We start from the raw sequence: 13250 nt of genomic DNA on the forward strand, positions 1-13250 counted from the left end.
CCCGTTTCCTTGATCGGGAATGGTGGCCGAGCGCTTTCACGTGATCCTTTTCACGGCAAATCGTGCACTGTACGCAACCGCGTATATGCTTATAGTGACGACCTAGTTCGGGGGCGTCACTCCGACCGGTTCGGTTCACCCACCCAGACACCCCGGTGTGCACCGGGGCACACGTCACGGAGGCACCATGTCCACGCGTCCCACCACCGTCGCGCGCCTCGCCCGTCGCGCTGCCCTGTCCCTCACCGCGGCGGCCGTCCTGGCCGGTGGCGGACTGGGTGCGGCGACCTCGGCCTCGGCGGCGCCCACCACGGTGGCCGGCAGCGTGCAGCTCACCACGGCCGCGTCGACGACGAGCACCGTGGCGCGCAAGGAGTCCACGATCACGCGCAAGGAGTCGACCGTGGCGCGCAAGGAATCCACGGTCGCCCGCAAGGAGTCCACCGTCGCCCGCAAGGAATCCACGGTCGCCCGCAAGGAGTCCACCGTGGCACGCAAGGAGTCCGGCGTGGCGCGCAAGGAGTCGACCGTGGCCCGCAAGGAGTCCACCGTCGCGCGCAAGGAGTCGACCGTGGCCCGCAAGGAGTCCACCGTCGCCCGCAAGGAGTCCACCGTCGCCCGCAAAGAGTCCACCGTCGCCCGCAAGGAGTCCACCGTGGCCCGCAAAGAGTCCACCGTGGCCCGCAAGGAGTCCGGCACCACCGAGAAGGAGCGCTGACCGGTCCCACCGGCTCGACCCCCCGACACGACGGCACCTCCCCACCCGGGGAGGTGCCGTTCCGTCGTCCGGGGCCGTCCGCCGCCCGCGGCGCGGACGGCGAGCACCCCCTCGCACCGCACCCGCGGCGGTGGTGAGAGGATCCGAGAGCAGCAGTCGCCAGCACACAGCCGACTTCAGGAGCATTTCGTGGCAGGTGCCGCCGGGCAGGAGTACGACGTCGTCATCCTCGGGGGAGGCAGTGGTGGCTACGCGGCCGCCCTGCGCGCCGCCGAACTGGGCCTTTCCGTGGCCCTCGTGGAGAAGGACCTGCTGGGGGGGACCTGCCTGCACCGCGGCTGCATCCCCACCAAGGCCCTCCTGCACGCGGCCGAGGTCGCGGACACGGCCCGCGAGTCCGAGACGTTCGGCGTGCGCGCCAGTCTCGACTCCATCGACATGGCCGGGGTCAACAAGTACAAGGACGGCGTCATCGCCCGCCTGTACAAGGGCCTGCAGGGCCTGGTGAAGTCCCGCAAGGTCGAGCTCGTCGCCGGTACCGGCAAGCTCGTGGCGAAGAACGTGGTCGAGGTCGACGGCGTCCGCTACACCGGCAAGAACGTCGTCCTCGCCTCCGGCTCCTACTCCCGCAGCCTGCCGGGCCTGGAGATCGGCGGCCGCGTCGTGACGAGCGAGCAGGCGCTGACCCTGGACTCGGTCCCCGAGAAGGTCGTCGTCCTCGGCGGCGGCGTCATCGGCGTGGAGTTCGCCAGCGTCTGGCGGTCCTTCGGCGCGGACGTCACGATCGTCGAGGCCCTGCCGCACCTGGCCCCGCTCGAGGACGAGGCGATCAGCAAGGGCCTCGAGCGCGCGTTCCGCAAGCGCGGCATCAAGTTCTCCCTCGGCGTCCGCTTCGCCGGGGTCGAGCAGTCCGACTCCGGCGTCGTCGTCAAGCTCGAGGACGGCAAGACCTTCGAGGCCGACCTCCTGCTCGTCGCCGTCGGCCGTGGCCCGAACACCGCCGGCCTGGGCTACGAGGAGCAGGGCGTCACGATGGACCGCGGGTTCGTCCTGACGAACGAGCGCCTGCAGACCAGCGTCCCCGGCGTCTACGCCGTCGGCGACATCGTCCCGGGCCTGCAGCTGGCCCACCGCGGCTTCGCGCAGGGCATCTTCGTCGCCGAGGAGATCGCCGGGCTGGACCCCCAGCCGGTCGACGAGCTCGGCATCCCGAAGGTCACCTACTGCGAACCCGAGATCGCCTCCGTGGGGGTGACCGAGGCCAAGGCCCGCGAGAAGTTCGGCGACGTCGACGTCCTGGAGTACAACCTCGGCGGCAACGGCAAGAGCCAGATCCTGGGCACGACCGGTTTCGTGAAGCTGGTGCGGCAGAAGGACGGTCCCGTGGTGGGCATCCACATGATCGGCTCGCGCATCAGCGAGCAGGTCGGTGAGGCGCAGCTCATCGTGAACTGGGAGGCCTACCCCGAGGACGTCGCCGCCCTCGTCCACACGCACCCGACGCAGAACGAGGCCGTCGGCGAGGCGTTCCTGGCGCTGGCCGGCAAGCCGCTGCACTCGCACTCCTAGCCGACCCGAACACCCCCGACCACGGCGTCTCCGAGACGCCGGAGACCGCCCGTGAGGAGAACCGAACAGATGTCGAACTCGGTGCAGATGCCCGCTCTCGGCGAGAGCGTGACCGAGGGCACCGTCACCCGGTGGCTGAAGCAGGTCGGCGACACCGTCGCCGTGGACGAGCCCCTGCTGGAGGTGTCCACCGACAAGGTCGACACCGAGATCCCCTCCCCGGTCGCCGGCGTGCTCCTGGAGATCCTCGTGCCCGAGGACGAGACCGCCGAGGTGGGGGCCGAGCTGGCCCGCGTGGGGGACGCCTCCGAGCAGGGCGGCGCCGCCGAGGCGCCGGCCCCCCAGCAGGAGTCCGCGCCCACCCCGCCGAGCACCCAGGACGCGCAGGCCGCCCCCGAGTCGGCGCAGGAGCCGGACCCGGAGCAGCCGCCCGCCGCGGCCGCGGCCCCCAGCACGGGGGGTTCGGGCTCCGGTCAGGCCGTCCAGATGCCGGCGCTGGGCGAGTCCGTCACCGAGGGCACCGTCACGCGCTGGCTCAAGGCCGTCGGGGACACCGTCGAGGTCGACGAACCGCTGCTGGAGGTGTCCACCGACAAGGTCGACACCGAGATCCCCTCCCCCGTGGCCGGGACGCTGCTGGAGATCCTCGTCGGCGAGGACGAGACCGCCGAGGTGGGGGCCGACCTGGCCCGCATCGGCGACGCCTCCCAGGCCTCCAGCCCGGCCCCGAGCTCGCCCGCGCCGCAGCAGGAACCGGCTGCGCAGGAGAGCGCACCGCAGGAGGAGTCCCTCGCGGACGAGGTCGCGGAGCGGGAGGAGGCGCGCTCGCAGGCCGAGGCCGCGACCCAGCCGTCGGCCGCCCCGGCCGCCGAGCCCGCCTCGGCCCCGGCGCAGAGCGCCCCGCCGGCCCAGCCGGCCGCCCCGGCGCAGCCGGCACCCGCCGCCCCCGCCCAGCCCGAGGCCACCGGGGGGAGCACGTACGTGACCCCGCTGGTCCGCAAGCTCGCCAAGGACCTCGGGGTTGACCTGTCCTCCGTCACGGGCACCGGCGTCGGCGGGCGCGTCCGCAAGCAGGACGTGCAGGAGGCCGCCGACAAGGCCAAGGCCGCCGCGGCCGCGGCCGCCGCACCGGCTCCCGCCCCCGCCGCCCCCTCGGCGCCGGCTCCCGCGGCCGCCCCCGCGGTGGAGGTCTCGCCCAAGCGCGGCACGACCGAGAAGATGTCGCGCCTGCGCAAGGTCATCGCCCAGCGGATGAAGGAGTCGCTGCAGAACTCCGCGCAGCTGACCACCGTCATCGAGGTCGACGTGACCCGGATCGCCCGGCTGCGGGCCCGCGCCAAGGACTCCTTCGCGGCGACCGAGGGCGCGAAGCTGACGTTCCTGCCGTTCTTCGTCAAGGCCACGGTCGAGGCGCTCAAGCAGCACCCCTCGCTCAACGCCAGCATCGACGGCGAGAACATCGTCTACCACGGCAGCGAGAACATCTCGATGGCCGTGGACACCCCCAAGGGCCTCATCACCCCCGTCATCAAGGACGCGGGCGACCTGAACCTCGGTGGGCTGGCGCGCAAGATCGCCGACCTCGCGGCCCGCACCCGCGCCAGCAAGATCACCCCGGACGACCTGTCCGGCGGCACCTTCACCATCACGAACACCGGCAGCATCGGGGCCCTGTTCGACACCCCGATCCTCAACGCCCCGCAGGTCGCCATCCTCGGCACCGGCGCGATCGTCAAGCGGCCCGTCGTCCTCACCGACGCCGAGGGCCAGGAGACCATCGCGATCCGCTCGATGATGTACCTGGCGCTGTCGTACGACCACCAGATCGTCGACGGTGCCGACGCGGCCCGCTTCCTGCAGACCGTCAAGAAGCGCATCGAAGCCGGTGCGTTCGAGGGTGACCTCGGGCTCTGAACCACCCACCGGGCAGCCCCGTCCCCCCGCGCGGGGACGGGGCTGTCCCGTTCTCCCCCACCTGATGAGGAGTTCTCGTGCGCATCGTCGTCAGCGGCGCCAGCGGTCTCGTCGGCCGCCACCTGGTGGCCCACCTGCGGAACTCGGGGCACGAGGTGCTCACCCTCGTCCGCCGTCCCGAGCGCGAACCCCACGAGGTCTCCTGGGACCCCGCGGCCGGCCGGCTCGACCCGCGGCGGCTGGGCCGCGTGGACGCCGCCGTGAACCTCTCCGGCGCCGGGGTCGGCGACAAGCGCTGGACCGCCGCCTACAAGGAGACGGTCCTGCGTTCGCGCACCGAGACGACCGGGACCCTCGTGCGGGCCCTGCTCGACCTCGACGAGCGCCCGCAGGTCCTCGTCAACGCCTCCGCCATCGGCGCCTACGGCGACGGCGGTTCGGCCGTGCTGACCGAGGACTCCCCCCGCGGCGACGACTTCCTGGCCCACGTCGTGCGGGAGTGGGAGGAGGCCACCGGCCCCGCCGCGGCGGCGGGCGTGCGCGTGGCGCTGGCCCGGACGGGACTGCTGGCCAACCCCGTCGGCGGCGCCTTCGGGCAGCTGCTGACGGTGCTGCGCCTCGGCGTGGGCGGTCCGCTGGGCAGCGGGCGGCAGTGGTGGAGCCCGATCTCCATGCCGGACGAGCTGGCCGCGCTGGAGTTCCTGCTCACCCACGACGTGGCGGGCCCGGTGAACCTGGTGTGCCCCGAGCCGGCGACGAACCAGGCGGTCACCTCGGCCCTGGCCGCGGCGCTGCACCGCCCGGCGCTGCTGCCCGTGCCCGCCGCCGCGCTGCGCCTGGCCCTCGGGGAGTTCGGCGAGCAGCCGCTGGCCAGCCAGCGGGTGGTGCCGCAGGTGCTGCTGGCGGCCGGTTTCCGGTTCCAGCACCCCGACGTCGCGGCCATCGCCGGCTGGCTCGCGCGCGCCTGACACCCCGGTCCGGCGGGGCGCTCAGCCGACCGCGCTGACCCGCCACTGGCCGCCGACCCGCTCCAGCGTCAACCGCGAGGCCCGGGGTTCACCGGTGGGCACCGTGCGCCGGGCCCCGGCCGCCGAGACGACGACGTGCTCGGCGGTGGTGACGTCGGCGTCCAGGACCCAGCGGTCGCCGTCGCGCTCGACCTGCCGGACGGCGGTCACGTCGAACCCCAGCGCCTCGAAGCGGGAACCACCGGCCGCCAGTTCGGCCAGCAGGGCCTCGTCGGCCGTCCGGGCCGGCGAGCCCGGGGAGTCCACGAGGTCGAGGGCCTGCGCGGACCCCGCCGTCAGCGCCCGGGCCCGTCGGTCGGCGAGCTCGGCGACCACGGCGACGGCGTCCTCCCCGCGCAGCACGTCGGCGCCGTCGGCGGGCACCGCGGGCAGGGCCCCGTCGGCGCTCGCGGGGCCGGTGGGTCGCGCGGGCGCGACGGACGGCGCGGCCGGCTCCCCCGCGACCGGCGCGGCGACCGGCGCGGCGGCCGGCGCGGCGGCGGGCGCGGGCAGGGGTGCGGCCAGGGACGCGGGCGCCGGCGTCGTGGACCGCCAGAGCACGACCAGCGCGACCGCCGCCACGGGCAGCGCCCCGGCCACCAGGAGCCCGGGCCGGACCCGGCGCCGGGTGGCGCGGGACGGGGTGCGCCGCGGGGTGGGCCGGGACGGGGTGCGCCGGGACGGGGTGGACCCGGAGGAGGGGGCCGGCCGGGCGCTCGCCGGAGGTTCGGCGACCACGGGTGAGCCCGAACCCATCCGCCGGGTCGCGGCCGGCGGCGGTGGCACCCGGGCCGGGGCCCCGGCCGCGGCCGCTCCCGCCGCGAGGCCGCGCACGGGGCGCGGCCGCGCGGCGGCGGCGACCGCGGTGGCGAGCTCGCCCGGTGTCGGGCGCCGGGACGGCTTGCGGTGCAGTCCTTCCCGCACGGCGGCGAGGACGGCGGCGGCGTTGCCCGGCGGCAGGTCGCCCAGCGCGCGCCGGTGGGCGAGGCGGTGACCGACCGCCCCCGCGGGCGCGGGGGGCGCCCCCGTCAGGGCGCACCAGGCCAGCGCGGCCAGGCCGTAGACGTCGGAGGCCGCTCCCACGCCCTCACCGGCCACTGCGGCGGGGTCGGCGAAGCCGGGGGTGCCCAGGACGCTGCCGTGCCGGCGGCCCAGGGCGCGCGAGACGCCGAGGTCGGCGAGCAGGGGCTCCCCGGCGGCGTCGAGCAGCACGTTGCCCGGGGACAGGTCGCCGTGCACGACACCGGCGGCGTGCAGGTCCTCCAGGGCCGGCCCCAGGACGCCCAGCACCCCGGACACCTCCCCCGCCGACAGGCGCCGCCGCTGGGCGAGCACCGCGGACAGCGAACCGCCCGCGGCCAGGTCCAGGACGAGCACGGGGCGGCCGTCGGCCGTGGTGGAGATGTCGTGGACGGCGACGACCCGCGGGTGCCGGACGCGGCGCAGGGTGGACAGCTCCGCGAGCAGGTCGGCGTCGGCGCCGGGGGCCAGGACCTTCAGCGCCCGCTGCACGCCGTCCACACCGGTCGCCGACCAGACGACGCTGGACCCGCCCGCCCCCAGCAGGGCGTCGACGTCGTACCCGTCGACGAGCGGCGGCCGCCGGCGCGGGTCGTCGCCCAGGGCCGCCAGCGCGGCCCGGCGCCACTGCCGGGCCGGGCCCGCCGGGCCGGTCGGGGCGTCGGTGTCCGGGCGCGTGTCCCGGGGGACGGCGTGCGGGTCGGGGAGGGTCACCAGGACAGGGTGGCGCACGGGCGGGGACTGCCGCGCTCGTTGTCCACAGGGTCGATACGCTCGGGGGGTGACCGTCAGCTCCACTCTCGAGAACCACCCGCCCGCCACGCTGCGCTCGTCGGCCGAGGTGGTCGTCATCGGCGCCGGGCTCGCCGGCCTCGCCTGCGCCAAGCACCTCGCCGCCGCGGGCGTCGACGTGCTGGTCGTGGAGGCCGCGGACGCCGTGGGCGGTCGCGTCCGCTCCGAGACCGTCGGCAGCTTCCGGGTGGACCGCGGGTTCCAGCTCCTCAACCCCGGCTACCCCGAGGTGGTCAAGGTCCTGGACCTCGACGCGCTGGACCTGCAGCCCTTCGACGCGGGGGTGGCCGTGCACCGCGGGGGCCGGGTCAGCACGCTGCGCGACCCGCGGCGCCACCCCGCGTCGGTGCTGGACGTGCTGCGCTTCCCGCTGGGCAACGCCCGGGAGAAGGCCGCCGCGGCGCGGTGGCTGCTGCGCGTGACGTCGGCGGGTGACCTCAAGGAGCCGGACACGGGCTGGTCGGAGGGCCTGGACGCGGCGGAGGTGCACGGCGAGCTGCGCTGGTCGGTCCTGGAACCGTTCCTCGCCGGTGTGCTGGGCGAGGTGGACGGGACGACGTCCCGGCGGTTCGTGGACCTGCTCGTCCGCAGCTTCCTGCGCGGGACCCCGGCGGTGCCGGCGCGGGGCATGCAGGCCGTCCCCGACCAGCTCGCGGCGTCCCTGCCCGCCGGCAGCGTCGTGACGGGCGTCTCGGTCCGGCACATCGGGCACGCCCCGCGCTCGCTCGCGGTGGAGACCACCCAGGGCGGGGTGAACTGCGAGGCGATCGTCGTGGCGACCGACGCCCACGCGGCCGGTCACCTCGTCCCGGGCCTGGACGTGCCGGCGAGCCACGCGATCTCGACGTTCTGGTTCGGGGCCGCGTCCTCGCCGGCGCCGGAGTCGCGGGCCCGGCTGCTGCACCTGGACGGGGACCGCACCGGACCCATCGTGAACACCTCGGTGCTGTCGGCGGTCGCGCCGGGGTACGTGCTGGCGGGTTCGGACCACCGCGCCCTGGTGAGCGCGCAGGTGCTGGGCGCCGACACCGGCGCGGAGGTCGAGGCCCGCGTGCGGGAGCAGCTGGGGCGGGTGTACGGCGTCGACGCCGCGGGGTGGACGCGCGTGGCGGCGCACTCGCTGCCGCACGCGCTGCCCGTGGTCGCTCCGCCGTTCGAGGGTCCCCGGCCCGTCGACGTCGGCGACGGGGTGTTCGTCGCGGGTGACCACCGCGAGAACGCCTCGCTGCAGGGGGCCCTGGTCTCGGGCCGTCGCGCCGCCGACGCGGTGCTGGTGAAGGCGTTCGGGCGCAACGGGTTCAAGCGTGCCCGCTGAGGTCCCCACGATCGTCGCGACGTCGGGGGGCTGGACCCGCCGGGAACTGGGCGGCATCGACTGGGCCGGGACGGCGCACCTGGCCGTGGAGCTGGCGCGGGTCCCCCGCGACCGGGCCCCGCGGGTGACCTACCTGGGCACGGCGGGCGGGGACCAGCGGTCGTGGGCCGGCGAGGTGCACGCGGCCGGTGAGCGCGCCGGGTTCCGCACGACCGTGCTGGACCTGTTCCCGATGCCCAGCGTCCCGGACGTGGCCGCGCAGGTCCTGGGTTCGGACGTCGTGTGGGTCGGCGGGGGTTCGGTCGCGAACCTGCTCGCCGTGTGGCGGGTGCACGGCCTGGACGGCGTCTTCGCCCGGGCCTGGGAGGCCGGGGTCGTCCTGGGCGGGGTGAGCGCGGGGTCGATCTGCTGGTTCACCGGCGGCACCACCGACTCCTTCGGGCCCGAGCTGCGCCCGGTGACCGACGGCCTGGGCCTGCTGCCCTACGGCAACGGCGTCCACTACGACTCCGAGGCCCGGCGCCGGCCGCTGGTGCACGAGCTGGTGGCCTCCGGGGTCCTGGGCGAGACGCACTGCAGCGACGACGGCGTGGGCCTGGTCTACCAGGGCACCGAGCTCGTCGAGGCCGTCGCGGAGGTCCCCGGCAAGGGGGCCTACGTCGTGCGCCGGGAGGGGCCGGGCGTCGTGGAGACGCGCGTGGAACCCCGCCTCCTGCGTCCCTGAGGGCGCTCCGGACGGCGCGGGCACCGCGGGCGGCACCACCGGACCGGGCGCCGACGTACCCTGCCGTCGTGACGGTGCCCCCCTGCGACCTGCCCGGCGGACCGCGCGGGGGCCTCGTCGTCGAACGCGTGCGGCTCGGCGAGGGGACGGTCGACTACCGCGAGGCGTGGGAGCTGCAGCGCACCCGGCACGCGCAGGTCGTCGCGGGTGAGGTCCCCGACACGGTCCTGCTGCTGGAGCACTCCCCCGTCTACACGGCCGGCCGGCGCACGAACTCCTGGGAGCGCCCCGACGACGGCACGCCCGTCGTGGACGTCGACCGGGGCGGGCGGATCACCTGGCACGGGCCGGGTCAGCTGGTGGGGTACCCGATCGTGCGGCTGCGGGGGGCGCTGGACGTCGTCGGGTACGTGCGGCGGCTGGAGGAGCTGCTCATCGCCGTCGCCGCGGGGTTCGGGGTGCGGGGGTACCGCGTCGAGGACCGCACGGGCGTGTGGACGGCCGACGAGCCGCTGGCACCGGGGTGGCGGGCGGAGAACAAGCTCGCCGCGATCGGGGTCCGGGTCTCCCGCGGGGTGACGATGCACGGTTTCGCCCTGAACTGCGACACCGACCTGCAGGGGTTCAGCCACATCGTCCCGTGCGGGCTGCCGGACGCGGGCGCGACGTCGCTCAGCGCCCGGGCCGGCCGCCGGGTCGGCGTCCTGGAGGCGGCCGCCGCGGTGACGGCCCTGCTGCCGGGGGCGGACCTGCCGGGGGCGGCTCAGACCGGCAGCAGGCCCCGCACCGACGTCGTGGCGTAGCGGGCGCGCAGCGACGTGCGCTGGGCGCGGGAGGCGTCGGTGCGGTCCAGCACCTCCCACATCCTGCGGTAGCGCGAGGCGCGCCAGCGCAGCAGGTTCCCCGGTTCGGTCCCGGGGAAGAACGTGCGGTGGACGGCGGCGTAGTCGCCGGTCCCGATGCCGTGGCCGGCGGAGGCCTCGTGCAGGCGCACGTGCAGCGACCGGCGCGGGACCTCGACGAACCGGCCGCGCAGCAGGAGCTGGGCGAGCAGGACGTGGTCGGAGCAGGGGTAGCTGCCGAGCTGGTCGGTCGCCCACACGGCCTCGGTCCGGACCAGCCCGGACAGGTAGGCCAGGACGGCGATCGAGGACGGGCCGTTGACCATGTCGATGAGCTGGTGCATGCGGCGGGCGGGGTCGGCGTCCCAGGTGAAGGAGGCCAGTTCGCGGCCGCCGCGCGCGGGGTTGCCCTCGGCGTCGACGAGGTCCCACGACGGGACGGCCAGGACGGCCCCGGCGTCGGCCTCCAGCGCCGCGACGCAGTCGGCGAGGTTCGTGGGGTCGACGAGGTCGTCGGCCATGGCCCAGCGGAAGTACCGGCCCCGCGCGAGCTGGAAGGCGCGGTTGAAGTTGCGGGCCAGGCCGATGTTCACCGGGTTGCGCACGGAGCGGACGCGCTCGTCGCCGGCGGCGAACTTCTCGACGATCTCCGGCGTCCGGTCGGTGGAGGCGTTGTCGCAGACGACGAGCTCGAAGTCGTCGAGCGTCTGGTCCAGCAGGGCGGTGAGCGTCTGCTCGAGGTAGGCCTCACCGTTGTGGACGGGCACCCCCACGCTCACCAGCGGCGCGTCCCCGCAGGGTCGGTCGATCACGGGTCCCCCCGGGTGGCCGGCGACACCCCGGTGGTGTCGGCTGACGCGAGGGTGCACGCCGGGACCGGGTGCTTCAACTCTCACCTGGGGGGACACCGCGACCTGCGCTGACGCTGCGTCGACCGACTACCCCGGGAGGGCGACGGTCACAGCTGCGGCGCCACCTGGGCGGCGACGAGTTCGAGGTGCTCGAGGTCCGACAGGTCCAGCACCTGCAGGTAGAGGCGCTCGACACCGGCCTCGGCGTACCGGCCGACGGTGTCGACGACCTCGGACACGGTCCCGGCCACGCCGTGCTCGCGCAGCTCCCCCGGCTCGCGCCCGATGGCCCCGGCGCGCCGGGCGAACTCGGCCTCGTCGCGCCCGCAGGCCAGCACCAGGGCGGCCGAGTAGACCAGCGACCCCGGGTCGCGGCCGGCCTCGGTGCACGCCGCCCGGACCCGGGCGAAGCGCTCACCGGTCTCGGCCGCCGAGCAGAACGGCACGTTGAACTCGTGGGCGTAGCGGGCCGCGATGGCCGCCCCGCGCTTCTTCGCCGCCCCGCCGACGACGACCGGCACCGGGGACTGCACGGGCTTGGGCAGCGCCGGGGAGTCGGTCAGGGAGTAGTGGCGGCCCTCGAAGGAGAAGCGCTCCCCCGCCGGCGTGCCCCACAGCCCGGTGACCACGGCGAGCTGCTCCTCGAAGCGGTCGAACCGCTCGGCCACCGGCGGGAAGGGGATGCCGTACGCGGTGTGCTCCTCCTCGTACCAGCCGGAGCCCAGCCCGAGCTCGACGCGGCCGCCGGACATCTCGTCGACCTGGGCGACCTGGATCGCCAGGACGCCCGGGAGGCGGAACGTCGCCGAGGAGACCAGCGTCCCCAGCCGGATGGACGTCGTGTCGCGGGCCAGCCCCGCCAGCGTGGTCCACGCGTCGGTCGGGCCGGGCAGCCCGTCGCCGCCCATCGTCAGGTAGTGGTCGGAGCGGAAGAAGGCCGAGAAGCCCGTCTCCTCGGCCGTGACGGCGACCCGGCGGAGGGTCTCGTAGCTGGCGCCCTGCTGGGGCTCGGTGAAGATGCGCAGATCCACACCCCCATCCTGCCGGGCCGGGCGGGCGCCACCCCCGGCAGGGTCCTCCGGCCGTCGTCCTCTGGCAAGGTCGGTGCATGACGACCGTCCTGCTCCCCACCACCCACCGCGCGCTGGACCACCTGCTGGCCGCCGAGCAGAGCGCGGCGCGCCTGCCCTCGGTCGTGGCGGGGCTGGTGCGCGACGGGGAGCTCGTGTGGACCGGCGCGGCCGGGACGACGGGGGTGGACACCGGCCCGGGGGCCGACACGCAGTACCGCGTGGGCTCGATCACCAAGACGTTCGTGGCGGCGGCGGTGCTGCGCCTGGTCGAGGACGGGCTGGTCGCGCTGGAGGACCCCGTGCGGGCGCACCTGCCCGAGCTGGACACCGAGGGGGTGGGCCGGGTCGGCGTGGGCCAGCTGCTGGGGCAGGCGGGCGGGGTGCAGGCCGAGACGGACGGGCCCTGGTGGGAGCGGACGCCCGGCGGGGACTGGGACGCGCTGCTGCCGCTCCTGGGCGGCTCCGCGCTGCGGCACCGGCCCGGCACGCGCTTCCACTACTCCAACCTCGGTTTCGGGGTCCTGGGCGAGCTGGTCGGCCGGGTCCGGGGCGAGGACTGGCGCCGGGTCGTGCAGGCGCAGTTCCTGGACCCCCTCGGCATGACGCGCACGACGCTGCGCCCGCAGCAGCCGGCCGCGCGGGGCCTGGCGGTGCACCCGTGGGCCGACGTGGTGCTGCCCGAGCCGGAGCACGACGCGGGGGCCATGGCGCCCGCGGGGCAGGTCTGGTCCACGGTCGCGGACCTGGCGCGGTGGGCCACGGTCGTGGCGGGCACCTCCACGGTGCTGCGCCCCGGCACCGTGGAGGCCATGTGGGAGCCGCAGAGCGTCGACGACCCCCGCGGCGGGGCCTGGACCGCGGGGTACGGGCTGGGCCTGCAGCTGTGGAACGTCGCCGGCCGCCGCCACGCCGGGCACTCGGGGTCCATGCCGGGGTTCGTGGCGATGCTGCGGGTGGACGTCGCCACGGGCGACGGCGTCGTCGCGCTGACGAACTCCACGACGGGCTTCGGCGACCTGCCAGCCCGGCTGCTGGCAGCGCTGACCGACGCCGAACCGCACCGCCCCGCCCCGTGGGTGCCCCACGACGTGCCCGCCGACGTCCTGGAGCTGGTCGGCCCCTGGTACTGGGGGCCCGCGCCGCTGGTGGTGCGCGCGAGCGCGCACGGCTTCGAGCTGCGCGGCCTGGAGGGGCGCGGGCGCGCGTCGCGGTTCGTGCGCGCCGGGGAGGGGGTCTGGCGCGGCCTGGACGGCTACTACGCGGGCGAGCTGCTGCGCCCGGTCCGCACGCCCGACGGCGCGGTGGGCCACCTGGACCTGGCGAGCTTCCGGCTGACCCGCACGCCGTACGACCCCGCCGCCGACGTGCCCGGCGGCGTCGACCCGAGGGGGTGGACGCCGCTGGCGTGAGCCCGACGTAGGCTGT

General features: G+C 75.8%; 11 protein-coding genes. 8 read left to right on the forward strand and 3 right to left on the reverse strand.

The window, feature by feature from the left end; all coding sequences use genetic code 11:
* The first annotated feature begins 187 nt into the window (after positions 1–187).
* The 4 genes from BJ968_RS03265 (at position 188) to BJ968_RS03280 (ending at position 5169) form a co-directional block, all read left to right on the forward strand.
* Positions 188–718: a hypothetical protein gene (locus tag BJ968_RS03265; RefSeq protein ID WP_179749178.1), complete on the forward strand. Its 531-nt coding sequence runs from the start codon at positions 188–190 to the stop codon at positions 716–718.
* A 189-nt stretch (positions 719–907) separates the two neighbouring features.
* A complete protein-coding gene (gene lpdA / locus BJ968_RS03270; RefSeq protein ID WP_179749179.1) occupies positions 908–2287 on the forward strand; it encodes a dihydrolipoyl dehydrogenase in 1380 nt (459 codons plus the stop codon).
* A gap of 69 nt (positions 2288–2356) precedes the next feature.
* Positions 2357–4201, forward strand: coding sequence for a 2-oxoglutarate dehydrogenase, E2 component, dihydrolipoamide succinyltransferase (sucB, locus tag BJ968_RS03275; protein WP_179756134.1), 1845 nt, complete (start codon positions 2357–2359; stop codon positions 4199–4201).
* Between the two features lie 77 nt (positions 4202–4278).
* A complete protein-coding gene (locus tag BJ968_RS03280; protein ID WP_179749181.1) occupies positions 4279–5169 on the forward strand; it encodes a TIGR01777 family oxidoreductase in 891 nt (296 codons plus the stop codon).
* Between the two features lie 21 nt (positions 5170–5190).
* Here the strand turns inward: BJ968_RS03280 and BJ968_RS25445 are convergent, their stop codons facing one another.
* Positions 5191–6942, reverse strand: coding sequence for a protein kinase domain-containing protein (locus BJ968_RS25445; RefSeq protein WP_179749183.1), 1752 nt, complete (start codon positions 6940–6942; stop codon positions 5191–5193).
* A gap of 67 nt (positions 6943–7009) precedes the next feature.
* Between BJ968_RS25445 and BJ968_RS03290 the strand changes: the two genes are divergently transcribed.
* The 3 genes from BJ968_RS03290 (at position 7010) to lipB (ending at position 9862) form a co-directional block, all read left to right on the forward strand.
* The gene (locus BJ968_RS03290) at positions 7010–8335 is read left to right on the forward strand and encodes an FAD-dependent oxidoreductase (RefSeq protein WP_179749186.1); all 1326 of its coding nucleotides are present in this window, start codon (positions 7010–7012) and stop codon (positions 8333–8335) included.
* Entirely contained in the window at positions 8325–9059 is a 735-nt protein-coding gene (locus tag BJ968_RS03295; RefSeq protein ID WP_179749188.1) for a Type 1 glutamine amidotransferase-like domain-containing protein, read from the forward strand. Before BJ968_RS03290 ends, BJ968_RS03295 begins: the two co-directional genes overlap by 11 nt.
* Before the next feature lie 89 nt (positions 9060–9148).
* Positions 9149–9862, forward strand: a complete 714-nt coding sequence (lipB, locus tag BJ968_RS03300) for a lipoyl(octanoyl) transferase LipB (protein WP_218885419.1) — start codon at positions 9149–9151, stop codon at positions 9860–9862.
* Here lipB and BJ968_RS03305 read toward each other — a convergent pair.
* Together BJ968_RS03305 and BJ968_RS03310 are read right to left on the reverse strand one after the other, a co-directional pair.
* The gene (locus tag BJ968_RS03305; protein WP_179749190.1) at positions 9823–10713 is read right to left on the reverse strand and encodes a glycosyltransferase; all 891 of its coding nucleotides are present in this window, start codon (positions 10711–10713) and stop codon (positions 9823–9825) included. The genes lipB and BJ968_RS03305 overlap by 40 nt on opposite strands.
* 146 nt (positions 10714–10859) lie before the next feature.
* On the reverse strand, positions 10860–11783 hold the full coding sequence (locus BJ968_RS03310) for a TIGR03560 family F420-dependent LLM class oxidoreductase (protein ID WP_179749192.1): 924 nt from the start codon (positions 11781–11783) through the stop codon (positions 10860–10862).
* A 77-nt stretch (positions 11784–11860) separates the two neighbouring features.
* Between BJ968_RS03310 and BJ968_RS03315 the strand changes: the two genes are divergently transcribed.
* Complete coding sequence (locus tag BJ968_RS03315; RefSeq protein WP_179749194.1) at positions 11861–13234, forward strand: serine hydrolase domain-containing protein; 1374 nt, start codon at positions 11861–11863, stop codon at positions 13232–13234.
* The last annotated feature ends 16 nt before the right edge of the window (positions 13235–13250 follow it).

The organism is Kineococcus aurantiacus (assembly GCF_013409345.1).
Taxonomy (GTDB): domain Bacteria; phylum Actinomycetota; class Actinomycetes; order Actinomycetales; family Kineococcaceae; genus Kineococcus; species Kineococcus aurantiacus.

What these genes read in the sequence shown, in the direction of transcription:
- BJ968_RS03265 (WP_179749178.1), top strand. Translation starts at nt 188, where the DNA reads ATGTCCACGCGTCCCACCACCGTCGCGCGCCTCGCCCGTCGCGCTGCC.
- sucB (WP_179756134.1), top strand. Translation starts at nt 2,357, where the DNA reads ATGTCGAACTCGGTGCAGATGCCCGCTCTCGGCGAGAGCGTGACCGAG.
- BJ968_RS03315 (WP_179749194.1), top strand. Translation starts at nt 11,861, where the DNA reads ATGACGACCGTCCTGCTCCCCACCACCCACCGCGCGCTGGACCACCTG.